The organism is Arenimonas sp., from assembly GCF_035312645.1.
Taxonomy (GTDB): Bacteria; Pseudomonadota; Gammaproteobacteria; order Xanthomonadales; family Xanthomonadaceae; genus Arenimonas.
Genome location: NZ_DATGBO010000103.1, coordinates 1 through 23,735, shown reverse-complemented (window position 1 = coordinate 23,735; position 23,735 = coordinate 1). Strand labels below are relative to the sequence as shown.

The window sequence follows — 23,735 nt, the reverse complement described above, 5'->3', positions numbered from 1 at the left end:
GGCAGGCTAGCACGGCATTCCGTCGCGCCGGGAGAGGCGCAACGGTGCGAAATCCGAGTCTGTGCGAACGCCCCTAGAGCCGCTGCTCGAATTCCTCAGGCGACAGCGGTTTCGCGAACAGATAGCCCTGTCCGAACTCGCAGCCGAGTTCGATCAGCAGCTGCCGCTGGTCTTCGTCCTCGATGCCTTCGGCGGTCAGCAGCAGGCCCAGATCCTTGGCGAAACCGATGATGGTGCGCACGATCGCCCGGTGCCGCGGATTGGTGGCGAGATCGCGCACGAAGATCTGGTCGATCTTCAGCGCATCGAACGGCGACGCCGCGAACGACTCCAGCGAGGAATAGCCGGTGCCGAAATCATCGACCGCCAGGCCCACGCCCAGCGCTTTGAGCGCGCCGAGCTGCGCTTCGGCATGCTTGCGGCCGGAGCGGAACACCGTCTCGGTCACCTCCAGGCGCAGACGCCCGGCCGGCAGCTTGAAGGTGTGCAGCAGGTTGAAAACATCGTCGAGCATTTCCTTGGACGCCATCTGCCGCTCATCGACATTGACATTGATCACGAAGGCTTCCGGCACCTGGCTCAGGCGCCGCCAGCGTGAAAGCTGCCGGCAGGCTTCGCCCATCACCCAGGCATCGAGGCCGGTGATCAGGCCGGTTTCCTCGGCGACCGGCAGGAATTCGCCCGGCGAGAGAATGCCGCGCTCGGGATGGCGCCAGCGCACCAGCGCTTCGGCACCGACCAGGCGGCCCGATGTCAGCTCGACGATCGGCTGGTAATAAAGCAGGAACTCCGAACGCTCGAACGCCAGTCGGAAATCGGTTTCCAGGCGCAGGCGCGCCCTGGCCTGCGTGTGCATTTCCTCGTCGAACACCACGAAGCCCGATTTGCCCGCGGCCTTGGCCCGGTACATCGCAGTGTCGGCATCGCGCAGCACCTGATCGGGTGATTCGTAGTCGGAACGGCCCAGCACGATGCCCAGGCTGGCGGCGGAAAACACCTGCTGCCCGCCGATCTCGAACGGTTGCTCAAACAAATCGATCACGCGTCTGGCGATCCCGACCGCGCGCTCGTAATCGCAGGGCCCCTCGGGCAGCAAAGTGAATTCATCGCCACCGTAGCGCGCGATCAGCACGTCCTGGATCAATTCGTTTTCCAGGCGACGGGCGATTTCCAGCAATAAACGGTCTCCGGCGCTGTGACCCAGACTGTCGTTGACCCACTTGAAGCCGTCGAGATCGAGAAAGATCACCGCATAGGAATTGCGACCACGCCGATCTTCCGGTGCCAATCGCTCGGCGAGGCGACGATTGAACAACGCGCGGTTCGGCAGTCCGGTCAGCGGATCGTGGGTTGCGTGGAAACGCAGCCGCGATTCCGCCTCGCGCTGGCGGGTGATGTCGAGGATGGTGCCGGTACTGTGGGCGATGCCGTCGAGCTGCACCGAGGACAGGCTCACCTGCACGTACACGCGGCCGCCGTTGCGGTGCAGGAAACAGGTTTCGTAATGCTGCGGGATACTGCCGGCCTCGCGATAGGCGGCGCGGTCGCGGGTGGTGCGCATCACCGCTTCCGGCGCGAGGTACTGGAAATAATCCTTGCCGGTGAGTTCTTCCTCGGTATAGCCAAGCATCTGCGCCAGCGAGCGGTTGACGTAGACAAAAAACGAATCGCGGATGATGAACACACCGACATTGCTGAGCTCGACCAGCGTGCGGTATTTGCTCTCCGAACGCAGCAACGCCTGCTGCATCTGGTGCTGGCTGTCGACATCGAGCACCGAGCCGGTGAACGATTGCGGATTGCCGGCAGCATCGCGGTCCACCCGCACGCTGGCGCTGACCCAGTGCCGCCGGTTGTCGCGGCGGCGGATCTGGATCTCGACGCCATTGAAATAACCATCGCGCAACGCACGCTCGAGCATGGCCTGGCGTTGCTCGGGAATGGCGTAGACATCGCCCATCCCTTTCACTTCGGCGCGCAACTGCTCGACGCTGTCGTAGCCGGCCATGCTCGCCATTACCGGATTGACCTCGATGATCGCGCCGTCCAGGCCGGAGCGGAACAGGCCCGCCGGCGAATCATGGAACAGCTCGCGATAGCGCGCTTCCGCCTCGATGATCGCGCGCTGGCTGCGCCGCTCCTGCGTGACGTCGCGCAAGGTGCCGGTGGAGGCGATTTCGCCCTGGAAATCGACGGCATCGGCACGGACTTCGCAAAGGATGGTCTCGCCATCCTTGCGGCGCATGTGCACCTCGTACACCTGCAGGTCGCGCGAACCGGATTCGCGTTGCTGCCTTCGCGATTGCTGGGCGGCGGCATCGGCGGGATCGATCAGCTGGAAATAGTCCATGCCGATCAAATCTTCCGCGACGTAGCCGAGAATCTTCGCCATCGCCTCGTTGGCGAAGCAGACCTTGCCGTGCTGGATCAGGAAAACGCCATCACGGCTGTTGTCGAGCAATACCCGGTACAACGACCGCGTCTGCTTCAGCGCTTCCTCGGCATCGACCTGGGCGGTGATGTCCTCGATCGAACCTTCGTAAAAGCGCGGCTGCCCCTGCTCGTCACGGATCATGCGGGCGTTGAGCCGGGCCCAGATCATGCTGCCGTCGCGACGGCGGACACGGACGCGTTTTTGCACGACGCTGCCATCGCGGGCGAGCAGACCGACGACTTCATCGGCCTCGGCGGCGTCGACATACACCGCGCGCGCGCTGACGCTCAGAGCCAACAGCAGTTGCGCGGGAGATTCATAACCCAGAATGCGCGCCATCGCCGGATTGGCATCGATTAGACCGCCGCCGGGCAAGCTGCGGAAAATGCCTTCGGCGGCATTGAGGAAAATTTCCCGATGCAGGATTTCGCGACGCTGGATCGCCTGGATTTCGTTGTCGTCCGGCAGGATCTGCAACAGGCAGAAAATTTCCGGCGCGCCCTCGCTCGCCAACGTTTCCACATGCAGGCGGCCGGGAAGCACGCGGCCGTCGGCACAACCGATCAGCGTCGCGGCATTCACCACCCGCCGTTCCACGCGCAGGCTTTCCCATAACCCGGCGCGAAATTCCGGGTCGTTCCAGAGGCCGATTTCCATCGGCGTGCGGCCGATCACCTGGTCGCGACGATAGCCGGTGATACGCTCGAACGCCGGATTGACGTCGCGAAATCGCCCGTCGGCCGCGTTCAACAGGGCGACGATGCTTTCCGACGACGCAAAAGCCTCGAACAGGCGCATCCCTTCTCCCCGAGGGGCCCTCTGTCTCCCGAGGATAGCCGGGGCTCCCGGTATCGCCTAGCCCCAAGGAGGTCCGCATGCTCATTCGCACCCGGCCCGACATCGCCGGTTCCGAGATCACCCCGGAAAGTGTCTACCGCCAGCGTCGAGATTTCATCGCCCTGGGTTTGTCCGCACCGTTGTTGATGCTCGCCGGCTGCCATTCCCGCGACAACGACGGCATCCCCAACCGGATCGCGGCCGACAGTGCCGACGGCTTCCGCACCGGCGAAGAACCCACCCGTCTGGCGGACGTGACCAGCTACAACAATTTCTACGAATTCGGCACCGGCAAGAACGATCCCGCGCGCAACGCCGGCAGCCTGCGGCCGAGCCCCTGGTCCGTGGAAATCGCCGGCGAAGCGGCGATCACCGGGCGATTCGCGCTGGAGGACATCCTCAAACTGGCGAAACCGTCCGAGCGCATCTATCGGCATCGCTGCGTCGAAGGCTGGTCGATGGTGATCCCCTGGCTGGGAATTCCCCTGGCGACCGTGCTCGCGCATTTTCAGCCGACATCGAAAGCGAAATTCGTTGCCTTCACCACCCTCGCCGATCCGCAGCAGATGCCGGCGATCATCGACGGCGTGCTTGCCTGGCCTTACCGCGAAGGCCTGCGCATCGACGAGGCCATGCATTCGTTGGGTTTTCTCGCGACCGGTCTCTACGGGCAAGCGTTGCCCAACCAGAATGGCGCGCCGCTGCGGTTGGTGCTGCCTTGGAAATACGGATTCAAGAGCATCAAGTCGATCGTCAGGATCGAGTTCACCGAGACGATGCCGGCCACCAGTTGGAACAAATCGGCGCCCGGCGAATACGGGTTCTATTCCAACGTGAACCCCGTTGTCTCGCACCCGCGCTGGAGCCAGAAATCCGAACGCCGCATCGCCGGCAGTGCCAGCAAGCTGTTCGCCGAGCGCATCGCCACACGCCCGTTCAATGGCTATGGTGCGCAGGTGGCGTCGCTCTATGCGGGAATGGATCTGCGCAAATGGTTTTGAAGTTCGCGGAGCCGCGCTGGCTCGTCGCAAAAACAACGACGCACTTGCTGGCATTGCTGCCGCTGGCCTTGATGATCATGGCGGCGATGCAGGGCGGCCTGGGCGCTGATCCGGTCGCCGAGCTCACCCATCGCAGCGGCCGCTGGGCATTGCGTTTTCTGCTTTTCAGTCTGGCGATGACGCCGTTGCGGCGCTTGCTTTCGCGGCCTTGGCCGATCCGCTTCCGGCGCCTGCTGGGGCTGTACGCGTTCTTCTATGCCAGTCTGCATTTGCTGATCTATCTGGTACTCGACCTGCAGGGCGAGTGGGCGCAAATCCTCACCGACATCGTCAAACGGCCTTTCATCACCGTCGGTTTCGCCGCCTGGCTGTTGCTGTTGCCGTTGGCGATCACCTCGAGCAAAAAATGGATCAAGCGGCTGGGCCGGAACTGGGGACGCCTGCACAAGGCGGTCTACGCGATCGGTCTGCTGGCGATTCTGCATTTCTTCTGGCTGGTCAAAGCCGACAAGCGCGAGCCGCTGTTTTACGCGGCTATCCTTGGCGTGTTGTTCGCCACGAGGCTGATCGCGGCTTGGCGCGGTCGTGCGGCTAAGCACCCATCCGCGGCGAGTACACCAGCAAGGCGGTAAGCGCGGCCGCAAGAACCGCGGCGGCAGCGATCAACCACCACAAGGCGCCGGGATCGGCACCGGCGGCCGGCAACGGCTCGCGTTCTTCCTCGACCTCGGCGGCCGGATAGCTGTTGCGATCGGCTGCCAGCGGCACCTTCACCGCCGGCAAGGTCTGCGTATGCGTCATCGGGCTGATGCGCACCGCAGCGGTCTGGCCGCGCGATGGCAGGCCCGGACCTTCGAGGACAAAGCGATGCTGGTCCATGGTGATCTGATCACCGGGAGCCAGTACCGCGTCCTGCACCGGCACGCCATTGACCACACTGCCCTCGCCTGGGCTGAGCGCGCGCAGGACGACGCGGTCGCCGTGCAGTTCGAACTGCGCATGGCGTTCGGCCAGCGCCGCATCGTCGATATGGATGTCGCAATTGTTCGCGCGGCCGACCACGCGCACTTCGGTCAGGGTGAAGCAACGGCCGAAATGCGGCCCGGAGACACCGCGCAAGGCCACACGGACACCGTTGACGTGCTGAGCTTCGGGCAGTGCCGGCGGCGCTGCGGGCGGGATGTGGCGATCGATGGTTTCCGGTCGGCTGTCGCTGATCACGACCTGCACCTGCTCGAGGCAAAGCTGGTCGCCGACCCGCAGCAAGGCGGTGCGGCGTACGGGTCGGGCATTGAGATGCACGCCAGGCGTGCCTGGCGGAACGCGCAGCCAAAGCCCGCGACGATCGGCAATGATGCTGGCATGGTGCGACGCCAGCCCGTGTCCGGGAATGGATATCCCCAGGCCAGCGCGGCTGCCTATGCTCATCTCGCCATGGTCGAACGCGACACCGGGGTGTTCGCCGTTCGGAAACGTCAGCTGCATCGTTACCCTCCGACGGGCGAATCTAGCACAGGGTCTGCGCGGCAATGTTGGTCTCGACGGCAATTGCCCCCAGAATGGGCCTTCGCGATACGCAAGGCCGACAGGGAGGCCGACCATGCCCAACATCGACATCACGCGCCAACACGACCGTCCGCTCGCCGATGCGAAAAAATCCATCGACCGCGTCGCCGAGCACATCGCCAAAAAATTCGCCGTGGCCTGCGAGTGGGACGGCAATACCCTCAACTTCTCCCGCCCCGGCGTGAGCGGGCACATCAAGGTCACGGCCAAACAGGTGCACGTCACGGCCAGTCTCGGCTTTCTGTTGATGGCGTTGCAGGGGCCGGTGGAACGTGAGATCAACCGTTATCTGGACGAAGAATTCGGCTGAGCGAACGGATCGGCGGCGTTCGCGAACAGGCGCCGCGACACTTCCAACTCTTGCGCGCGGATCCGCGACAGGAATTCATCGGCGCCACCGAGCGCGGCGAACGCGGTAAAGCCGCGCTCGAGAAATCCCTGCAACTCCGACAGCCCGGCAAGTTTCGCCGGCAGCCGTGAGGCCTTCAGCAGCTTGAACACGCCGTGCTTGTGCACGGACGCATCCAGCGCCTGGCCGACGCGCAAAATCAGTTCGACCTGATGACGCCGCAGCCGCGGCAGACGCGTGGCGCGATAGGCGCGGGCGTAATCGTCGACGGAAATGGCTGCGAGCGGATTGCGCCGCTTCGCCAGCGCTTCCGCGAGGCGCAGGTCGAGGGCATGGCTCAGCACGGCCAGCTCGATCGCTTCGCTGGCGGCATGCAGCAGGAATTCCGGCAGGATCCGCGCCATCAAGGGCAGGATGCGTGCGGCATCGCGATCGCGCGCGGAAAAATCCCGGTCGCCGTAAAGATCGCTGAGGAAAAACTCCGCGGCGGGGCGCATGTGCGGCGTCGCCAGGAAGTCGGCGAAGCTGGTGGTCAACCTCTGCGTCTGCCATTGCCGGAGCAGCGGCAAGGTTGGCAGCAGGTTGCGTGGCTCGCGGTCCGGATCATTGACCGCCTGCTGCCAGGCCAGTCGTCGCGCCAATCCTTCCCTGAGTTGCTGGTTCATTCCCGCTCCGTGACTGCCGTCCCTTGTTCGCAATGCGAGCCGGGCTACAATCCGGGCGCTTTCCAAGGGTCCAATAGCATGCTTCTTCTTCAATCCGCCCGGAAGCCACCCCGCAGCCAGGGCCGGATCGGCCTCGCGATCGCCGGTGGCGGACCCATCGGCGGCATGTACGAACTCGGCGCCCTGCGTGCGCTGGACCGGGCGATCGAAGGCATCGACCTGACGCGGTTGGAGGTCTACGTCGGCGTGAGTTCGGGCGCCTTTCTCGCCGCCGGCCTCGCCAATCGCCTCGATACCGCCGAGATGTACCGGATCTTCATCAGCGGCGACAGCCACGAAGCGAAATTCCGACCCGATATCTTCCTGCAGCCGGCCTTCCTCGAATACCTCACGCGCGCTGCCAATCTGCCGCGACTTGCTTACGAATGGTGGCGCGACCTGCTCACCGATCCGACCGGCTCGCATCTGAGCGATGTCGTCAGCCGTCTCGGCGGCCTGATCCCGACCGGCATCTTCAATAATGCCGAAATCGAACGTTTTCTCGGCAAGGTTTTCAGCAGCCGCAGCCGCAGCAACGATTTCCGCGAACTCGAACGCCCGCTCTACGTGATCGCGGTGGATCTGGACAACGGCCAGGCCGTGCGTTTTGGCGGTCCGGGTTGGGACGACGTGCCGATCTCGCGTGCCGTGCAGGCCAGTGCCGCCCTGCCCGGCCTGTATCCGCCGGTCGACATCCGCGGCCGTCATTTCGTCGATGGCGCCCTGCGCCGCACGATGCACGCTTCGGTCGTGCTCGATCATGGTGTCGACTTGATGATCGGCCTCAATCCGCTGGTGCCGTTCAATGCCAGCCGTGCCCGCAGCCGGCCGGAAGGCCTGGACAAGCTCGCCGACGGCGGCCTGCCAGTGGTGTTGTCGCAGACTTTCCGCACGCTGCTGCAATCGCGCATGCAGGTCGGCTTGGGCAAGTACGCGCAGAAATATCCGGAAGTCGATCAGTTGGTGTTCGAACCGAACGAGGACGATGGCGAGATGTTTTTCACCAACATCTTCAGCTACTCGTCGCGTCAGCGCGTCTGCGAGCATGCGTTCCAGAGCACGCTGGCGGACCTGCGAAAACAGCGCGCGATTCTCGGCCCCGTGTTGGCAAGACACGGGCTGCGCCTGCGCGACGAGATTCTCGACGACCCCGATTGTTCCGTCGTCGATGGCCTGGGCAAAGCGCATCGCCCGACCGATACCACTGCCAGACTGCGCCGCGCACTCGATGATGTCGGCCACCTGATCGAACAACGGCGACGTTCACGTGCACGTTCATCGCTACGCCGGCGTTGACGAAAACCATCGGGGACCCGCGCCCTGCAAGCCGCGCCTATGGTGTGAAAGCTCTAGACAGGGCCGTCAGATTGGCGCCACTCCGGGCTCATGCCCAAAATTTCTGAGGGAAGATTCGCATGGCCAAGCTCAAGAAAACCGTCCGCGCCAAAACCGCAAGCAGCAAGGCCAACAACGCCGCCGACCTGCAAGCGAAAGCCGAGCAGATGTCGCGCTCGCTGGTCGAATCCGCGCAGCAGATCTGGATGGCCGGTGTCGGCGCATTCAATCGCGCGCAGGGTGAAGGTTCGAAGATGTTCGAAGCGCTGGTCAAGGAAGGCATGAGCATCGAGAAGAGCACCCGTCAGCTCGCCACCGGCCGCGTCGATGCTGTGCGTGATGCCGTCGAAGACCGCGTCGGCGTCGTCCGTGAGCGCGCTTCCGATACCTGGGATCGTCTCGAGAAAGTTTTCGAAGAGCGCGTGCAGCGCGCCCTCAATCGCCTCGGCGTCCCGGGCCGTGACGAATTGTCCGACCTGATCGCCCGCGTCGACACGCTGACCACCGAACTCAAGAAGTCCGGCAAGTCGGTCGCCAGCAAGCCGGCCGTGAAGGCCGTGAAGAAAGCCCCGGCCAAGAAAGCCCCGGCCAAAGCTGCGAAGAAAGCTGCGCGCAAGTCGCTGCCGAAGGCGCCGAAGCCGATCGCACCGAAGGGCTGAACCATTCCGGTTGTGCCCGCCAGCCAGCGTGAAGTTCGTTAGATCCCTCCCCTTACGACTTCGGCTGGCGGGCCTTTCTAAACCGCAAGACGCCTGGCCTCGGCCAGGCGTTTCTGCTTTCCGGGAACAGGTTTCCGGGTCCTGCTTCGCGACGGCGCTCGGGTTATCCTTGCGCTCTTGGCGAATCGGGAGATCTTCATGTCGGCAGTGTTAGTAGCCATCCTCGTCACCGTGCTTGGACTGGCTTCGACCGGCTGGTGGTTTGGCGTGTACAAGCGCCGCCAAGCGGAGACCGAAGCCGGCATCAACTCGCTGGCAGGCATGAAGTGGCGCGAGTGCGTCGGCCTCGTGCTTGAAGCTCTGAGTCGCGAAGGTTTTCGCGAAGCGCCGTCCTCGCGGCAACCTGGCGACGGCGGCACCGAATTCCTGCTGACCCGCAACAACGAACAAGTGCTGCTCGGCTACAAACACGGCACCGCGTATCGCCTGGGCGAGGCCAATGTCCGCGACTTCGCCAACGGCGTGCAGTTGCAGGGCGCCACCAGCGGCATCCTGCTGACGCTGGGGTCCGCCGAAGGCCTGGCTCGCGACGTCGCCAGGCGCTATGGCGTCGAATTGATCGACGGCAGCGCGCTGTGGCCAAAGGTCCAGGACTACGTGCCTGCCAATATCCTGGAAAGTGTCCGCGCCGAAGCTGCGGCGAAAACGCGCAAGGGCCTGTGGACGGGCGCGGTCATCAGCGTACTGGTCGGCGTGGCAGCACTGCTGATCGGCAATCCGCTGAATTTCGACATCAAGACCGATGCGACTCCTGCCCCGACGACGACGGCCGCAACGACTGCGACCGTTGCGGACCCGACAGCCAAGGAAGTCAACGCCGCCGCGGCGGCGCTGGCGGAAGTGGCGAAGATGACCGACGCCGAGCGCAACCAGCGCCGTGCCGAAGCCGCCAGCAAGGTCGGCCTGATATCGCAGATCGCTTCGGCGGGTTGGTCCACGCAATCGACCTTGATGGTGTCGCTCAAGACCACCGACGAGAAGGACACGGAACTCACTCAGGAGATTTGCCGCATCCTCACCCAGTACGAAGAGCTGCGTTACACGCGCGTGCAGCTCGACCCGCCGATGAATTCGACGATACCCGTGCGCTGGCGGCAGTGTCAGTAACTGCGCTATTGCTGCATTGTCGGAAAAGAAAAACCCGCGCCTGGCGCGGGTTTTTTATTTGCTCAGGCAATGTCGAACCATTTCGCGAATTGCCATCCCTGGCGATGGCTCCGGTCGGCGTCCTGCCTCCACAGAAATCCCGTCACGACATGCCTTTGGGCATGTCGTGAACGACGTCTATCTTCCGGGCGAATTGCCATCCCTGGCGCAGGCTCCAGTCGGCATCCTGCCTCCTCAGAAACTCTGGCACGACATGCCATTCATGGCATGTCGTAAACGCCAGAGTTTCTACCAATGCACGCCGCGCATGAGGGCGGCGAAGGCGATCTGTTCGCTGCTCGGCTGCTCGCTCCTGAGTGCCTTGCGATCACCCTTGGCCGCGGCCGAGTCCGGGAACATCTCGAACGCGGTGTTCATGATCACTTCGTAGGCCTTCGGCACCAGCGCATTCAACGTGGCCGCGAAAATACCCATGCGCGTGGCGACGCGGCTCGGGCGTTCGATGATCGCCTTGACGACCAGATCGGCGGCTTCTTCCGGCGACAGCGTCGGGATCGAGTCGTACATCTTGGTCGGCGCGATCATTGGCGTTTTCACCAACGGCATGTTGACCGTGGTGAAGGCGATGTTCTTGCCGCTGAACTCGGCCTGGGCGCAGCGGCTGAAAGCATCGAGTGCCGCCTTCGACGCCACGTACGCGGAGAATCGCGGCGAGCTCGCCAGCACGCCGATCGAGCTGATGTTGATGATGTGTCCTTTGTGCCGCTGCGTCATTCCCGGCAGGAAACCCATGATCAGGCGCAGACAGCCGAAATAATTGAGCTGCATGGTGCGTTCGTAATCGTGGAAACGATCGTAGCTGGCCTCGACCGAGCGGCGGATCGAGCGGCCGGCGTTGTTGACCAGCACGTCGACGTGCTTGTGGTCGTGCAGCACTTTCTTGACCAGTTCGTCGCAGGACGCGAGATCGGTGAGGTCGCAGGTATACGCCCAGCATTTGCCGCCGAGAGCGAGGATTTCATCGCGCGTCTTGGTGAGCTCTTCCTCGCCGCGGGCGACGATAATCACTTTCGCACCGGCTTCTGCGACCTTCAGCGCCGATGCCCGGCCGATACCCGAAGAACCGCCGGTGATCAGCACGACCTTGTTCTCGACCTTGCCGCGCAGCGAGCGATCGACGAACAGATCCGGATCGAGGTGCCGCTCCCAGAAATCCCAAAGACGCCAGGCGTAGCTTTCCAGATCCGGCACGGCGATCTTGCTGCCCTTGAGCGCGCGCTCGGTTTCGCGGCTGTCGAAGCGCGTTGGATAAGTGATCAGTTTCAGCGTCTGCGGCGGCAGGCGCAGGTCCTTGAGCAGCATGCTGGTAAAACGCTTCACCGGCGGCAGGTTGAGCACGGCACCACGCACCGCGCTCGGCACTACCGCGAGCATGCGCGCATCCAGGCGCATGGTCATTTCCGGCGCATGCGCGGCACGGCAGAAGATGTTGAGTACTTCGCCGATGCGCTGCGGGTTTGGATCGACCAGATGGAAGCAGTGTCCGTCCAGGCCTTTCTTGTGCGCGATGTGGTCCATCGCATCGACGACGAAATCCACCGGCACGATATTGATGCGGCCGCCCTCGATGCCAAGCGTCGGCATCCACTGCGGCAATGCCTGGCGCATTTTCTTGATCAGGGTGAACAGATAGTAGGGGCCGTCGATCTTGTCGATCTCGCCAGTCTGCGAATGCCCCACCACCGCGCCAGGACGATAGATACGATAAGGAACCTTGCATTCCTTGCGCACCAGGCCTTCGGAATCGTGTTTGGTGCGGAAGTAGGGATCGGACAAGCCCTCGGCTTCGTCGAACATGTCTTCGCGGAACACGCCCGGATACAGGCCGGCGGCGGCGATCGAACTGGTGTGGTGGAAACATCCGGCCTTGATCGCGGTGGCGAGCTGCACCGCATGGCGGGTGCCTTCGACGTTGGCGATTTTCTGCGATTCGGCATCGGCCGACAGATCGTAGATGGCGGCAAGATGGAAGAAGTGCAGGACTTTGCCGTTGAGCGCCTTGATCTGCGCTGCGGTCAGACCGAGTTTGGGTTTGGCCAGGTCACCAGTGACCACGACGATGCGGCTGCGATCCCAGTCCATCTTCTCGGCAATCGCGTCGAGCTTCTTCTCCGAACCCTTGCGCACCAGCACGTGGATCGTGCCTTTGCGCTTGAGCAGTTTGCTGACCAGGAACCGGCCGACGAAGCCGGTCGCGCCCGTGACGAAATAGCTCATGATTTTCCCCACCCCGATCGATAGCCAGCCACGCCAGCCAAGAGTGGCTAAATTGCCAGACCTCGGACGCGCTGACAAACACTGTTGACGACTCGTTGACCGACATGGGGGGGCGTGTTATCACGAAATCCTGTCCACTGCCGAGACGTGCCGCCATGGCTGACCTGAAAGCCCAGTTTGAAAAAGCCTCCAAGGACATCATGGGCCTCGCCGATCGGCCCGACAACGACACGATGCTGCGCCTGTACGGCCTCTACAAGCAGGGATCGGAAGGCGACGTCAAAGGCCCGAAGCCGGGCTTCTTCGATTTCGTCGGCACGGCCAAGTACGAAGCCTGGGAAAAAATGCAGGGCACCGATTCCGAGCAGGCGATGAAGAAATACGTCGATCTGGTCAAGAAACTGGTCGGCTGAGGCAATGGCGAGGCAGACCCGCCAACGGATTCTCGACACCTCGCTCGCCATGTTCAACGAACAGGGCGAGCCCAACGTCACCACCAATCACATCGCCGACGAGTTGGAGATCAGCCCAGGCAATCTCTACTACCACTTCCGCAACAAGGACGACATCATCGAGCAGCTGTTCCAGCGCTATGAAGAGCGCATGGATTCGGCGCTGGTCGCCCCTGAAGGCCGCCTGCCCAATCTCGAGGACATCTGGCTGCAATTGCACCTTGTGTTCGAATGCATCTGGGAATATCGCTTCCTGTATCGCGACCTGGTCGACATCCTCAGCCGCAACCGCCATCTGCGCATGCGCTTCGCGCGCATCCTCAAACGTGCTGCCGCCAATGCCACCGGTGTGATGCGCGGGCTGGTGCAGGCCGGAGTGATGCGGGCCTCGGCCGCCGAGATCGAGGGCACCGCCACCAATATCCTGGTACTGGCCACGTTCTGGCTCAATTACGCCAGCGTCCGCGGCGACAAGGACGAGCAGGAGGCCATCCGCCTGGGCATCGTCCAGGTGATGATGCTGGTCGCGCCGTTCATGCGCGACGAGGAGCGCATGCACCTCAACACCCTGACCAAGGCCTACCTGCGCTAACCCATGCCGGCTCGGGGGATTTTTGCAAGTGCTTGTATTGCAAGCGCTCTTTTTCTCGCCTATACTTCCGCCTCTTTTGTTAGCCGTTCTAGGAATCTGCCATGAAAGTCCTGTCGTCCCTCAAGTCGGCGAAGACCCGCCATCGCGACTGCAAGGTCGTCCGCCGTCGCGGCAAGGTCTTCGTGATCTGCAAGTCCAACCCGCGTTTCAAGGCCCGCCAGCGCTAAGCGCAGGGTTTGCGGAGTTGCACTGGAAACGCCGGCTGATGCCGGCGTTTTCGTTTTCCGGGCCCGGATTAGTCATTCCGGAACGGATTTGACAGAATCCCCCTTCCACAGCGGTCCGTATCCCCCCATCAGCGGAGCAACCCCATGAAGCGCACGACGATTTTTCTGGCGATGTCCCTAGGCCTGCTGGTCGCCGCAGGCGCCCAAGCCGAAACCCTGCTGGTCGACCGCGTCAAATCCGAGCAGGGCAACGCTCTGCCCAAGCGCGGCAACTCCATGGCCCAGGTCGAAGGAAAATTCGGCGCCCCGCAGCAGAAATACCCCGCCATCGCCGGCCCCGGCTCGCGCAAGCGCAACCCGCCGATCACGCGCTGGGCCTACGCCAACTTCAACGTCTACTTCGAATACAACCACGTCGTCGACGCCGTGATGATCAAGGCCAAGCCGGAAGAGATCGGTCCGGCGCCCGTCAACCACTGATGAACCCGTCCCCGCGTTTTCCGGCGGAATGGGAGCTCCAGTCCGCCGTCCTGATCGCGTGGCCGCATGCCGGCACCGACTGGGCCGATCGTCTGGCCCAGGTCGAAGACACCTATGTCGCCCTGGTTGCGGCGATCAGCCGCCGCCAGCGCCTGCTGATCTGCGTCGCCGACGCCGCACTTGAAGCCCGGGCCCGTGATCGCCTTGGCGCCGTCGGCGTCGACATCGATCGCATCCGCTTCGAACAACTCCCCTACGACGACACCTGGCTGCGCGACTCCGGCCCGATCACCCTGCGCGAAGACGACGGCTTCCTGATGCTCGATTTCCACTTCACCGCCTGGGGCGGGAAGTTCGAAGCCGGGCTCGACGACCAGATCGTCTCCACTTTGTTCGATCGTGGCCTGTTCCGCGGCGCCCGCCATCGGCGCATCGATTTCGCGCTCGAAGGCGGCGGCATCGAAACCGACGGCGCCGGCACGCTGCTGTCGACCTGGACCTGCCTGCACGAGCGCCATCCCGACGCCAGTCGCGACGACATCACCGGCAAGCTGCAGACCTGGCTGAGCCAGGACCGCACGCTCTGGCTCGATCACGGCTATCTCGAAGGTGACGATACCGACGCCCACATCGATACTCTCGCTCGCTTCGCCGGTCCCGATGCCATCGTCTATCAAGGCTGCGACGACCCCACGGATTCGCACTACGCCGAGCTGCAGGCGATGGCGGCCGAACTCGCGGCGTTTCGTACTCGCGCCGGCAATCCGTACCGATTGTTCGAACTGCCGTGGGCAAAGCCGGTGCTTGACGAAGGCCGTCGCCTCGCCGCGTCCTACGCCAATTTTCTGATCATCAACGACGCGGTACTGATGCCAGCCTATGACGATGCCGCCGATGCGGCAGCCGCCGCGGTGCTGGCCAAGGCATTCCCCGGCCACGAGATCGTCGCCATTCCCTGTCGTTCGCTGATCTGGCAGAACGGCAGCCTGCACTGCATCACGATGCAGCTTCCCGAAGGTTTGCTCGCATGACCATCCTCACCGTCGCCCTGGTCCAGGAGATCGATCACGGCAGCGTCGACGCCAATCTCGCGATGATCGAAACGCGCGTCGCCGAAGCCGCCGCCCGCGGCGCGCGCCTGGTGCTTTTGCAAGAGCTGCACAACGGCGCGTATTTTTGCCAGCACGAAAGCGTCGCCGAATTCGATCGTGCCGAAGCGATCCCCGGCCCAAGCACCGAACGCCTCGGCGCGCTCGCGAAAAAACACGGCGTGGTGATCGTCGGTTCGCTGTTCGAGCGCCGCGCCGCCGGGCTGTACCACAACACCGCCGTCGTGTTCGAAACCGACGGCCGCCTGGTCGGCAAGTACCGCAAGATGCATATCCCGGACGACCCTGGCTTCTACGAAAAATTCTATTTCACGCCTGGCGATCTCGGCTTTCATCCGATCGATACCAGCGTCGGCCGCCTCGGCGTGCTGGTCTGCTGGGATCAGTGGTATCCGGAAGGCGCACGCTTGATGGCACTGGCTGGTGCCGAACTGCTGCTGTATCCCACCGCGATCGGCTGGGATCCCGATGACCAGCAGGATGAAAAAGATCGCCAGCGCGGCGCCTGGATCCTCAGCCATCGCGGCCACGCGGTCGCCAATGGTTTGCCGGTACTCAGCTGCAATCGCGTCGGCCTCGAGCCCTCGCCGTTGGGCACCAGCGGCATCCGCTTCTGGGGCAGCAGTCATGTGCTCGGACCGCAGGGCGAATTCCTTGCGGAAGCCAACATCGACGCGCCCGAGTTGCTGATCGCGCAAATCGATCTCGCACGTAGCGAACACGTGCGCCGGATCTGGCCCTTCCTGCGCGACCGCCGCATCGATGCCTACCAGGATCTGCTCAAGCGCTATCGCGACTGAAAATAGCGATTGAAACGGACCGACCGGCCCGCATCTATCTATCCAGCACCGACATCATCGCAGCGCGCGGCAACGACGCCCTGCCCGCCTCTCCTTTCGCATCGACCCCCATGACCTCTTCCGCGCCGACCACCACGCCCGCCCTGCTCGACCAGCCGCATGAAATCGTCGAACGCGACGGCGTGCGCTTCACCTTGCTCGGCACCGCGCATATTTCCAAAGCGAGTGTTGAGGTCGTCGAGGCGGAAGTCGCCAGCGGCGCCTACGACACGATCGCGATCGAACTCGACAGCAATCGCCTGCGCGCGCTCACCGAACCGGACATGCTGCACAAGCTCGACTTGTTCCAGATCATCCGCGAAGGAAAGACCGGCCTGGTCGCTGCCAATCTTGCCCTGGCCGCGTATCAACGCCGCCTCGCCGAACAACTCGGCGTCGAACCCGGCGCCGAACTCAAGGCCGCTGCGCTCGGCGCGAAAAAACTCGATCTCGGCCTGGTGGTGATCGACCGCGATGTCGGTACGACCCTGCGCCGTGCCTGGGGCAAGCTAGGTTTCTGGGGCCGCAGCAAATTGATGACCGGTCTCGCCGGCAGCCTGTTCGTCAACGACCAGGTCGAAGAAGGCGAGATCGAAAAACTCAAGGAAGGCGACATGCTCGAGTCGAGCTTCGGCGAGTTCGCGGCGCAGACGCCGCAATTGTTCGAAGCGGTGATCGCCGAACGCGACCGCTACATGGCGGCGAAATTGCGCGCGTTGATCGGCAACGGTTCCGCGCGGGAAGTGCTGGCGGTAGTCGGCGCCGGGCATCTGAAAGGCCTCGCCGAACATCTGCGCAGCGATCAGGAACCGACCGAAGCAATGCTGGCCGAACTCGACACGCTGCCGAAGAAAAGCCGCGTGCCTTGGTTCACGCTCGCAATCACCGCCTTGTTCGCCAGCGCCATCGCCTGGGGTTTCTGGCATGGCGGCGCGGAGCTCGGCGTCGGTCTGCTGATGCAGTGGCTGCTCGCCACCAGCCTGCTCGCTGGGCTGGGTTGCCTGCTCGCCGGCGGGCACCCGCTGAGCATCCTCACCGCGATGATCATGGCGCCACTGAAACCCTTCCATCCCGGCGTGCCGGCCGGAACCTTCAGCGCCTTCGTCGAAGCCTGGCTGCGCCGCCCGACCTATGCCGATTTCCTCGCCGTGCGCGACGACGCCAGCCACTTCACCGGCTGGTGGCGCAATCGCGTCACGCGCACCCTGCTCAATTTCCTGCTGACCAATATCGGCACGATGATCGGCGTGTGGATCGCCGGCGCGGCGATCATTGGCAAGCTGATCTGATACCCGCGCTGCATGACGTCAGGCCCTAGTCGCAGCAACGAGTGATCAGCGTGCTGTTGTTGTTGCCGACCGAAAGTTCTTGTTCCGAATCGAAAGCAGCGGCAGCCTTCGCGCTCGTGGTTGAAGCGGCGCGCTATCAAGAGCTAACGGACCAGACGCAGCGACCAAATCGAATGACCGCTCCGGGTCGAAAGCGGACACTCGAGCAAGTCGTGCTGCCGTTGATAGCCGCTGCTATCGGCCAAAAGCGGACATCGAAAACGGAACCGGAACCGGAACCGAGAAAGTCGATGTGGCGAGCCGATGCCGTCAATTATCAGCTCGCGCCAATTTGAACATCCCAATATGGTTCGGGCCCGAAACGCTCAACAAGGAAGTCGATGAAGTTGCGCACCTTGGGCGGCAGGAACTTGCGATTCGGGTAAACGGCAAATACACCGAGCTCGTCGGTTTCCCAGTCCGCGAGGATCCGTGCCAGCTTGCCCTCGTGTAACGCCTCGAAGACCAGGAAATCCGGCTGGAGCGTCACTCCGAGATCCTCAGCGGCGGCGTTGCGCAGGATGTCGCCACTGTTGGCGCGCAGACCGCCCGACACGGGAATTCGTTGCTCGACGCCATTGCGCCTGAAGCGCCATTCGTTGGGTGAGCTCACGTAGGCGTAAGTCAGGCAATGGTGGTGAACGAGGTCCCCGGGCACGCTTGGCACGCCATGCTTCTGCAAATAGCCAGGGGACGCGCAGACCACGAGGCGCGAGCGCGCGAGCTTGCGTGCAACGAGTCCCGGATCGATCCTAGTCGCGACGCGAATCGCGAGGTCGAAACCTTCCTCGATCAGGTCGACCACCCGGTCGTTGAGCGTGAGATCAATTTGAACGCCCGGATATTTCTGCAGGTATTTCGTGATCGCCAGGCCCAGGTGACGGGCGCCAAACGCATTCGATGAGCTCACCCTCAGGATTCCGCGCGGAACGGAAGTCCTCTGCGCTATCGAATTCTCGGCCTCCGCGATCATGGTCAAGACCTGGATGGCTCGTTCGTTGTAGTCGTTCCCCGCTTCGGTGAGCGAGACCTTGCGCGTCGTGCGGTTGAGCAGTCGAACGCCCAAGTGCTCCTCGAGTTGCGCCACATAGCGCGTGGCCATGCCTCGCGACAAGTCGAGTTTGTCCGCTGCGCCGGCGAAGCTTCCTGCCTCGACCACAGCCGTGAAGACGCGCATGCAGGCAACCAGGTCGATGGACATCATTGTTCCAATAAAGGAAATAGTCAATTGACACTTTGCGAGTTTATGCCGCACCGCGCAACTGACTAAATGCGGACATTGCCCGCACCCCCCGTGCCCAACACCAAGGAAATGACATGACCGCCAACAAGTGGATGATCGACGTGAACGATGCCGTCCTGCTGCTGATCGACCATCAGAGCGGATTGTTCCAGTTGGTTCGTGACATGGAGTACACGACCCTCCGCAATAACGTGACGACGCTAGCGAAGGCGGCGCATATCGCGAAGATCCCGACCATCACGACGGCATCTGTTCCCGACGGTCCGAATGGTCCGATCATTCCCGAGATTCATCAGAGCAACCCCGATGCGGTGCACGTTCCGCGCGTTGGGCCGATCAACGCATGGGATCACCGCCCCTTTGTCGAAGCCATCGAGAAAACCAAGCGGAAGACACTGCTCATCGCAGGCACGCTCACGAGTATTTGCATGGCTTTCCCCGCACTCAGCGCCCTTGCCGCAGGGTACAAAGTGTTCTGCATTGTGGATGCCTCAGGTAACCACTCGCAGATGGCAACCAACCTCACCATTGCCCGGGTCACGCAAGCGGGCGCGATGCCGATCGACACCTTCGCGGTGATGTCAGAGTTGATGAACACCTGGAATCGCCCGGAAGCGATGGATTTCGCGAAGGTCATGATCGACCACATCGTTCCCTCGTACGGGGCGTTGATGGAGAGCTACGACACGGCGCAGAAAAGCGTGGGGTAGGTCCATTCTTTCGGGATGCCCACTTTGGGTCGTGAGCGGTCATCCAGAACGTGGCTCCGAGCTCCCCTCGTCCGCAACCGGAAAGATGCGGACGCTTGAGAAGTCATTCTGCCTCCGTGCCCGCTGACCGAACGGGGTCCGGAGTGTCGAGATCGGCGTTTGCAACGTCGTACGCATGGCGCTGCTGCGACGCTTCAATGCCGGGCTGTGGATTCACCGCGCCGCGGGCAGCGCGGCGGGAATGATGTAGTCGCTGACAAGATCCTGCAGCTGATACCAGGTAGAGAACTCACCGTAGCTGCCGGCGGTGATGGCCACGACCAGATCCAACTCCGGGACCACGATCACGAATTGGCCGCCATTACCCTCGGCCGCGTACACGCGATAGTCGTGGTTCTGTACTCGGAACCTGTGCAGATGCCAGGCATAGCCATAGTCGTGGTTGGGGCCGAATGTGCTGTGCCGAGCGACGGACGCATCGATCCAGCGCGAGTCCACCAGACGCTGTCCGTGCCAGACGCCGCCATCCAGATACAACTGCCCCAGCTTGAGCATGTCGCGTGGACGCAGCTGAATGCCGCCGGCCAGGTAGGCATCGTCGTCCGGCGTCAGATTGAGGTGATAGCCGCGCATCTGCATCGGGCCGGCGATCCAGTCGCGGAACAGTTCGGTGAGTCGGCGACCCGTGGCGTGACGGACTACGCCACCAAGCAGATTGATGCCGGCCGAGCAGTACACCGCCTTGTCCGCGCCCGGAGCCTGGGTCATCGGCAGGTCCAGCGTGTAGCGATACCAATCGCGCTGGTCTTGCTGGCCTTGCATCTTGTCTTCGGCGCCAGGTGAGTCTCCGGCGTTGTCATCGCAGGCCAAGCCGGAGCTCATGCTCATCAAGTCGCCTACGGTGATGGCGCGCTTGGCCGCATCAACATGCTGCAGTTTTTGGTACTCGGGAAACAAGGGAAGCACCGGCGTCTGCGCCGATAGTTTCGCGCCGTGATCGATCGCCATGCCAACGAGCAGTGATGCGAAGGACTTCCCGGCGGAACGGGTGTCGTGAGCCTGCTCGCGCGAATAGCCGTGGAAGTAGGCCTCGAACGCCAGCTTGCCGTGTCGCGCTACCAACAAACCGTGCACCTGTGGATGCCCAGGCTCGGGCGTGGCGATGGTCTGCACATGCTGCAGCAATTCGGTCATCGGCGCGACCCGCATGCCCACCGCTCCCAGCGCGGCCGTGGTCCAGCCATCATCAACGGGAACCGGCACGCGATACGCGTCGTCCATGTCGGCCGGGGTCGTTACGTAATAGCCGAGCGCATGCTCGCGATCGCGCCGCGTGAACGGAAACACCGCGATCCCCTGCCAGTCCACGCGCAGTTGATCAGTCTCTTCGTCGAAACGGCCGTTCAAGGCCCAGCCCTTGCGCTTGGGATCGGTCAACACAACGGCGTCATTGTCCACGTGCACGTCATAAGCGCGACCGCGACCCAAGTTGTACTCGGGGTTGCTCAGGAATGCCTGCAGCGAGGCGTCTGGCTTGCGCCGGATCTCCAGGTACTGCGTCACCCGATCCGGCAACGGACTCACCTGCCCCACCCAGACCTGGCTGTGGCCATGCGCCAGAACCACCGGCGTGGCGTACGCACTGGCAAGCGTCAGGCCGGCTGGCTGGATCCAGAAGCCATTGATGTCACCGTCGACAAGCTGGCCCCTGAAGTGCCCCTGCCCACCCGGCATGGCAAAACTAACCGCATCGCCATCGCGCTCGACGGTGACAGACAGGCCGCCGACACTGGCCCGCCACGGTGTTTGTCGCCCGTCCACCGTAATGGCGCCAGCCAGAAGCGGGCCGGACACTGTTTCGTTGCCCCACAACCCGACGAGGTCGGGTGGAGCCGCAGCAGCAGCGGGCACGGAAAGCAGCAGCAACAGGCAAAGCAGGCCAGCGCGCATCAACAACTCCTCAGGATGAATGGCAAATCCCGATCGCGACGGCGATCCGGTCTGAGGTCATTGTGCGTACGAAACCGGCGTCGATCTTGTACGGATTGAACCTGGCAGCCTCTGTGCCGACTTGGCACGCTGGCGGTAGCTACCTGGTGGCAAACCAAAAGCCTCGGTGAAGGCGCGCGAAAAGTGTGCCTGGTCGAAGTATCCGCAACGAATCGCGATCTCGCTCATGTCGGCCGAGTCGGCGGTCAACATCGCCGCGGCACGGTTCAGACGCAGGCGACGCCGGTAAGCACCGGGTGAGCAGCCGAAATGTCTGCGGAACGCGCGCGCCAGATGCACCGGATGCACGCCGCAGGCGTGAGCGATTTCGGCCAGTGCAAAAGAGCTTTCGGGATCGTCATTCAAACAGTCGCGTGCCCGAAGCAGCCAGCGCGGAGCCTGCTCGCAGACCTCCTCGTAACGCGTCGCCGTGGCAGTCATCAGTTCCACACAATGCGATTCCAGCGCCAACGCGCCGTCGTCATCGGCGTGGATCAGCCGCAGCGCCGCCTGCAACGCTGCCGGACCAGGCGTCATGGCGTAGTCGGGCAGGATCAGGACTTCTTCCAATCCACGCTGCGCCGCCAGCGAAAGTGACACGGTGACGAACCGGCCGGACTCGCTGCGAAAGCGATCCCGATGCAAAGTCCCCGGCGGGTTGTAAACAAGAATCGGCCCGGCACGTGTGCTCGAGACCTTGTTGGCGCCTGCCAGTCCGCGGGCGGAAGACACATAGTCTCCCTCCAGCACCAGGACGAAATGCGCTTCCGCGTGCGCGTGCTCGACGACGCCGTCTTCCGGCACCGTGGGCACCAACTGCGACACCGAGAACTCGGACGTACGCCATGTCGTCTGACGCGCACCGAGAAACTGGTCGTGCTCGAAAACGTTTCGCGTCATAGGGCCAAGAAAGCGATGCCGGTGAAGCAACCATTCTAGGAGGTATCAGGGCCGGAGTTCGACGCGTCGGCATTGGGCCGAGAGCGGACACCCAGAACTGCGTTCCGAGTTTTGCCGCGTCCGCTACCGGAAAGAAGAGGATGTCGGTGTACCGGCCAGAGGTCCTGGTCCAGCAGCTTCAAGCGGCCGGAATGGGGGGCTTGCATCTCGCTCAATAATTTAATATGATGATCATCATATGAAACGAGCCACCTCCCGATCCAAGGAAGCCAGCCACGAACGCATCGTCGACGCCGCCGCGCGCGCTATTCGGCGCAGCGGCTACAACGGTACTGGCGTCGCCGACATCATGAAGGAGGCCGGCCTGACCCACGGCGGCTTCTACGCCCATTTCGATTCGCGCGAAGCGATGCTCGCCGAGGCTGCCGACCGTGCCGGTGGCGATGCCGTGGCGGAGATGCAGCGAATCACCGCGAGCATGCCGCCGCAGCAAGCGCTCCAGGCCATGATTCAAGCCTATCTCTCCAAGGAACATGTCGAAGCGATCGAAACTGGCTGCGCCACCGCCGCGCTTTGCTCGGAGATGCCGCGGCAGGCACCGGAAGTCAGGCGCGCCGCCACCCGTCGCATCAAGGAGATGATCGATCTGGTTTCCCGGCAATCCCCCGACTGGGGGCAGCCGATCGCGCATGAACGCGCCTTGGTCACCATCGCAACGATGGTCGGAGCACTGGCACTGGCACGCGCGGTCGACGATGCCAAGCTTTCCGATGCCCTGCGCAAGTCCGTGCTGAAGCATCTCGCTCCATCCAAGAACTGACGCCGATTGGAAACCGCGCGTCTTTGCGCGGCCCATAAATATGACGAACATCATATATACCGCCCACGAAGGAACTGCCATGAACAAGAAATCCATTGCCCTCGTCACCGGCGCCTCATCAGGCATCGGCCAGGCCACGGCCTCGCGACTCGCCGATGCCGGCTACACCGTTTACGGCACCAGCCGACGCGGCGCTGTGTCGGGCCAACAGAACTTCGCCATGCTGCCGCTCGACGTCACCAGCGATGAGTCGGTCGCCGCCGCCGTCAGCGAACTCATCCGGCGGGAAGGCCGTATCGACTTGCTGGTGAACAACGCCGGCTTCGGCGTCGCACCAGGGGGCGCCGAAGAGAGCTCGATCGAACAAGCCAAGGCGGTCTTCGAAACCAATTTCTTCGGGCTCCTCCGAATGACGCGCGCCGTCCTGCCGCACATGCGTCGCCAGGGGTCGGGGCGCATCATCAACATCGGATCGGTGCTCGGATTTCTGCCCATGCCGTACGGAGCGCTCTATGCCGCCACCAAGCATGCGATTGAAGGCTACTCGGAGTCGCTCGACCACGAATTGCGCACCATGGGCATCCGGGTGTCGGTGATCGAGCCCGCCTACACCAAGACCCAGTTCGACGCGAACTTGCTCGCGCCCGATGCGAAGCTTGAGGAGTATCGCGAAGCCCGCGCGGGAGTGGACAAGGTAATCGCCAAGGTGATGGCAAA

At 63.0% G+C, this 23,735-nt stretch carries 24 protein-coding genes; 17 read left to right on the top strand and 7 right to left on the bottom strand.

The window, feature by feature from the left end; genetic code table 11:
* Nucleotides 1-73: 73 nt before the first annotated feature.
* Complete coding sequence (locus VKM35_RS09555) at nucleotides 74-3,232, bottom strand: PAS domain S-box protein (RefSeq protein ID WP_324320786.1); 3,159 nt, start codon at nucleotides 3,230-3,232, stop codon at nucleotides 74-76.
* 77 nt (nucleotides 3,233-3,309) lie between these two features.
* On the opposite strand from VKM35_RS09555, the gene msrP reads away from it, so the two are divergent.
* Both msrP and VKM35_RS09545 read left to right on the top strand, forming a co-directional pair.
* On the top strand, nucleotides 3,310-4,272 hold the full coding sequence (gene msrP, locus VKM35_RS09550) for a protein-methionine-sulfoxide reductase catalytic subunit MsrP (protein WP_324320785.1): 963 nt from the start codon (nucleotides 3,310-3,312) through the stop codon (nucleotides 4,270-4,272).
* Nucleotides 4,263-4,904 carry a sulfite oxidase heme-binding subunit YedZ gene (locus tag VKM35_RS09545; protein ID WP_414636612.1) on the top strand — a complete coding sequence of 214 codons (642 nt, stop codon included), beginning with the start codon at nucleotides 4,263-4,265 and terminating at the stop codon, nucleotides 4,902-4,904. The genes msrP and VKM35_RS09545 overlap by 10 nt, the downstream gene beginning before the upstream one ends.
* Here VKM35_RS09545 and VKM35_RS09540 read toward each other — a convergent pair.
* Nucleotides 4,864-5,757 (bottom strand): FHA domain-containing protein, encoded by an 894-nt coding sequence (locus tag VKM35_RS09540; protein WP_324320784.1) that lies wholly within the window; start codon nucleotides 5,755-5,757, stop codon nucleotides 4,864-4,866. The two genes, VKM35_RS09545 and VKM35_RS09540, sit on opposite strands and share 41 nt — an antisense overlap.
* 115 nt (nucleotides 5,758-5,872) lie before the next feature.
* Between VKM35_RS09540 and VKM35_RS09535 the strand changes: the two genes are divergently transcribed.
* Nucleotides 5,873-6,148 (top strand): polyhydroxyalkanoic acid system family protein, encoded by a 276-nt coding sequence (locus VKM35_RS09535; protein WP_324320783.1) that lies wholly within the window; start codon nucleotides 5,873-5,875, stop codon nucleotides 6,146-6,148.
* Here the strand turns inward: VKM35_RS09535 and VKM35_RS09530 are convergent.
* Nucleotides 6,124-6,852: an FFLEELY motif protein gene (locus VKM35_RS09530; RefSeq protein ID WP_324320782.1), complete on the bottom strand. Its 729-nt coding sequence runs from the start codon at nucleotides 6,850-6,852 to the stop codon at nucleotides 6,124-6,126. The two genes, VKM35_RS09535 and VKM35_RS09530, sit on opposite strands and share 25 nt — an antisense overlap.
* 78 nt (nucleotides 6,853-6,930) lie before the next feature.
* On the opposite strand from VKM35_RS09530, the gene VKM35_RS09525 reads away from it, so the two are divergent.
* The 3 genes from VKM35_RS09525 (at nucleotide 6,931) to VKM35_RS09515 (ending at nucleotide 10,052) form a co-directional block, all read left to right on the top strand.
* The gene (locus VKM35_RS09525; RefSeq protein WP_324320781.1) at nucleotides 6,931-8,187 is read left to right on the top strand and encodes a patatin-like phospholipase family protein; all 1,257 of its coding nucleotides are present in this window, start codon (nucleotides 6,931-6,933) and stop codon (nucleotides 8,185-8,187) included.
* Nucleotides 8,188-8,306: 119 nt separating this feature from the next.
* Nucleotides 8,307-8,885, top strand: coding sequence for a phasin family protein (locus VKM35_RS09520; RefSeq protein WP_324320780.1), 579 nt, complete (start codon nucleotides 8,307-8,309; stop codon nucleotides 8,883-8,885).
* A gap of 198 nt (nucleotides 8,886-9,083) precedes the next feature.
* The gene (locus tag VKM35_RS09515) at nucleotides 9,084-10,052 is read left to right on the top strand and encodes a restriction endonuclease (protein WP_324320778.1); all 969 of its coding nucleotides are present in this window, start codon (nucleotides 9,084-9,086) and stop codon (nucleotides 10,050-10,052) included.
* Between the two features lie 288 nt (nucleotides 10,053-10,340).
* Here the strand turns inward: VKM35_RS09515 and VKM35_RS09510 are convergent, their stop codons facing one another.
* On the bottom strand, nucleotides 10,341-12,329 hold the full coding sequence (locus tag VKM35_RS09510) for an SDR family oxidoreductase (protein WP_324320776.1): 1,989 nt from the start codon (nucleotides 12,327-12,329) through the stop codon (nucleotides 10,341-10,343).
* Nucleotides 12,330-12,484: 155 nt separating this feature from the next.
* Between VKM35_RS09510 and VKM35_RS09505 the strand changes: the two genes are divergently transcribed.
* The 8 genes from VKM35_RS09505 to VKM35_RS09470 all read left to right on the top strand — a co-directional run bounded on the left by VKM35_RS09505 (nucleotide 12,485) and on the right by VKM35_RS09470 (nucleotide 17,652).
* A complete protein-coding gene (locus tag VKM35_RS09505; RefSeq protein WP_324320775.1) occupies nucleotides 12,485-12,742 on the top strand; it encodes an acyl-CoA-binding protein in 258 nt (85 codons plus the stop codon).
* Nucleotides 12,743-12,746: 4 nt separating this feature from the next.
* Nucleotides 12,747-13,373 (top strand): TetR/AcrR family transcriptional regulator, encoded by a 627-nt coding sequence (locus VKM35_RS09500; protein WP_324320772.1) that lies wholly within the window; start codon nucleotides 12,747-12,749, stop codon nucleotides 13,371-13,373.
* A 101-nt stretch (nucleotides 13,374-13,474) separates the two neighbouring features.
* Nucleotides 13,475-13,600, top strand: coding sequence for a type B 50S ribosomal protein L36 (gene ykgO / locus VKM35_RS09495; RefSeq protein ID WP_005913193.1), 126 nt, complete (start codon nucleotides 13,475-13,477; stop codon nucleotides 13,598-13,600).
* A gap of 144 nt (nucleotides 13,601-13,744) precedes the next feature.
* The gene (locus tag VKM35_RS09490) at nucleotides 13,745-14,080 is read left to right on the top strand and encodes a hypothetical protein (protein ID WP_324320770.1); all 336 of its coding nucleotides are present in this window, start codon (nucleotides 13,745-13,747) and stop codon (nucleotides 14,078-14,080) included.
* A complete protein-coding gene (locus tag VKM35_RS09485; protein WP_324320768.1) occupies nucleotides 14,080-15,111 on the top strand; it encodes an agmatine deiminase family protein in 1,032 nt (343 codons plus the stop codon). The genes VKM35_RS09490 and VKM35_RS09485 overlap by 1 nt, the downstream gene beginning before the upstream one ends.
* Nucleotides 15,108-15,989, top strand: a complete 882-nt coding sequence (locus VKM35_RS09480) for a carbon-nitrogen hydrolase (RefSeq protein ID WP_324320766.1) — start codon at nucleotides 15,108-15,110, stop codon at nucleotides 15,987-15,989. The genes VKM35_RS09485 and VKM35_RS09480 overlap by 4 nt, the downstream gene beginning before the upstream one ends.
* Nucleotides 15,990-16,099: 110 nt before the next feature.
* Nucleotides 16,100-17,317 (top strand): TraB/GumN family protein, encoded by a 1,218-nt coding sequence (locus tag VKM35_RS09475; protein ID WP_324320765.1) that lies wholly within the window; start codon nucleotides 16,100-16,102, stop codon nucleotides 17,315-17,317.
* Nucleotides 17,318-17,358: 41 nt separating this feature from the next.
* Nucleotides 17,359-17,652, top strand: coding sequence for a hypothetical protein (locus VKM35_RS09470; protein WP_324320762.1), 294 nt, complete (start codon nucleotides 17,359-17,361; stop codon nucleotides 17,650-17,652).
* On the opposite strand, the gene VKM35_RS09465 is transcribed toward VKM35_RS09470, so the two are convergent.
* A complete protein-coding gene (locus tag VKM35_RS09465) occupies nucleotides 17,634-18,557 on the bottom strand; it encodes a LysR family transcriptional regulator (protein WP_324320760.1) in 924 nt (307 codons plus the stop codon). The two genes, VKM35_RS09470 and VKM35_RS09465, sit on opposite strands and share 19 nt — an antisense overlap.
* A 116-nt stretch (nucleotides 18,558-18,673) precedes the next feature.
* Here VKM35_RS09465 and VKM35_RS09460 point away from each other — a divergent pair, with 116 nt between their 5' ends.
* Nucleotides 18,674-19,309, top strand: coding sequence for an isochorismatase family protein (locus VKM35_RS09460; RefSeq protein WP_324320758.1), 636 nt, complete (start codon nucleotides 18,674-18,676; stop codon nucleotides 19,307-19,309).
* Nucleotides 19,310-19,522: 213 nt separating this feature from the next.
* Here the strand turns inward: VKM35_RS09460 and VKM35_RS09455 are convergent, their stop codons facing one another.
* Entirely contained in the window at nucleotides 19,523-21,259 is a 1,737-nt protein-coding gene (locus VKM35_RS09455; protein WP_324320756.1) for a serine hydrolase, read from the bottom strand.
* A gap of 57 nt (nucleotides 21,260-21,316) precedes the next feature.
* Nucleotides 21,317-22,198: an AraC family transcriptional regulator gene (locus VKM35_RS09450; RefSeq protein ID WP_324320754.1), complete on the bottom strand. Its 882-nt coding sequence runs from the start codon at nucleotides 22,196-22,198 to the stop codon at nucleotides 21,317-21,319.
* 238 nt (nucleotides 22,199-22,436) lie between these two features.
* Between VKM35_RS09450 and VKM35_RS09445 the strand changes: the two genes are divergently transcribed.
* Both VKM35_RS09445 and VKM35_RS09440 read left to right on the top strand, forming a co-directional pair.
* Nucleotides 22,437-23,018, top strand: a complete 582-nt coding sequence (locus VKM35_RS09445; RefSeq protein WP_324320751.1) for a TetR/AcrR family transcriptional regulator — start codon at nucleotides 22,437-22,439, stop codon at nucleotides 23,016-23,018.
* A gap of 79 nt (nucleotides 23,019-23,097) precedes the next feature.
* Nucleotides 23,098-23,735 (top strand): oxidoreductase (locus tag VKM35_RS09440; RefSeq protein ID WP_324320750.1); only part of this gene is annotated, 638 nt, incomplete at its 3' end.

Coding starts and splice junctions, on each gene's coding strand:
- VKM35_RS09490 (WP_324320770.1), top strand. CDS start 13,745: ATGAAGCGCACGACGATTTTTCTGGCGATGTCCCTAGGCCTGCTGGTC.
- VKM35_RS09515 (WP_324320778.1), top strand. CDS start 9,084: ATGTCGGCAGTGTTAGTAGCCATCCTCGTCACCGTGCTTGGACTGGCT.
- ykgO (WP_005913193.1), top strand. CDS start 13,475: ATGAAAGTCCTGTCGTCCCTCAAGTCGGCGAAGACCCGCCATCGCGAC.
- VKM35_RS09485 (WP_324320768.1), top strand. CDS start 14,080: ATGAACCCGTCCCCGCGTTTTCCGGCGGAATGGGAGCTCCAGTCCGCC.
- VKM35_RS09545 (WP_414636612.1), top strand. CDS start 4,263: ATGGTTTTGAAGTTCGCGGAGCCGCGCTGGCTCGTCGCAAAAACAACG.
- VKM35_RS09525 (WP_324320781.1), top strand. CDS start 6,931: ATGCTTCTTCTTCAATCCGCCCGGAAGCCACCCCGCAGCCAGGGCCGG.
- VKM35_RS09555 (WP_324320786.1), bottom strand. CDS start 3,232: ATGCGCCTGTTCGAGGCTTTTGCGTCGTCGGAAAGCATCGTCGCCCTG.
- VKM35_RS09450 (WP_324320754.1), bottom strand. CDS start 22,198: ATGACGCGAAACGTTTTCGAGCACGACCAGTTTCTCGGTGCGCGTCAG.
- VKM35_RS09465 (WP_324320760.1), bottom strand. CDS start 18,557: ATGTCCATCGACCTGGTTGCCTGCATGCGCGTCTTCACGGCTGTGGTC.
- VKM35_RS09520 (WP_324320780.1), top strand. CDS start 8,307: ATGGCCAAGCTCAAGAAAACCGTCCGCGCCAAAACCGCAAGCAGCAAG.
- VKM35_RS09455 (WP_324320756.1), bottom strand. CDS start 21,259: ATGCGCGCTGGCCTGCTTTGCCTGTTGCTGCTGCTTTCCGTGCCCGCT.
- VKM35_RS09510 (WP_324320776.1), bottom strand. CDS start 12,329: ATGAGCTATTTCGTCACGGGCGCGACCGGCTTCGTCGGCCGGTTCCTG.
- VKM35_RS09530 (WP_324320782.1), bottom strand. CDS start 6,852: ATGAACCAGCAACTCAGGGAAGGATTGGCGCGACGACTGGCCTGGCAG.
- VKM35_RS09535 (WP_324320783.1), top strand. CDS start 5,873: ATGCCCAACATCGACATCACGCGCCAACACGACCGTCCGCTCGCCGAT.
- VKM35_RS09505 (WP_324320775.1), top strand. CDS start 12,485: ATGGCTGACCTGAAAGCCCAGTTTGAAAAAGCCTCCAAGGACATCATG.
- VKM35_RS09475 (WP_324320765.1), top strand. CDS start 16,100: ATGACCTCTTCCGCGCCGACCACCACGCCCGCCCTGCTCGACCAGCCG.
- VKM35_RS09540 (WP_324320784.1), bottom strand. CDS start 5,757: ATGCAGCTGACGTTTCCGAACGGCGAACACCCCGGTGTCGCGTTCGAC.
- VKM35_RS09460 (WP_324320758.1), top strand. CDS start 18,674: ATGACCGCCAACAAGTGGATGATCGACGTGAACGATGCCGTCCTGCTG.
- VKM35_RS09445 (WP_324320751.1), top strand. CDS start 22,437: ATGAAACGAGCCACCTCCCGATCCAAGGAAGCCAGCCACGAACGCATC.
- VKM35_RS09480 (WP_324320766.1), top strand. CDS start 15,108: ATGACCATCCTCACCGTCGCCCTGGTCCAGGAGATCGATCACGGCAGC.
- msrP (WP_324320785.1), top strand. CDS start 3,310: ATGCTCATTCGCACCCGGCCCGACATCGCCGGTTCCGAGATCACCCCG.
- VKM35_RS09500 (WP_324320772.1), top strand. CDS start 12,747: ATGGCGAGGCAGACCCGCCAACGGATTCTCGACACCTCGCTCGCCATG.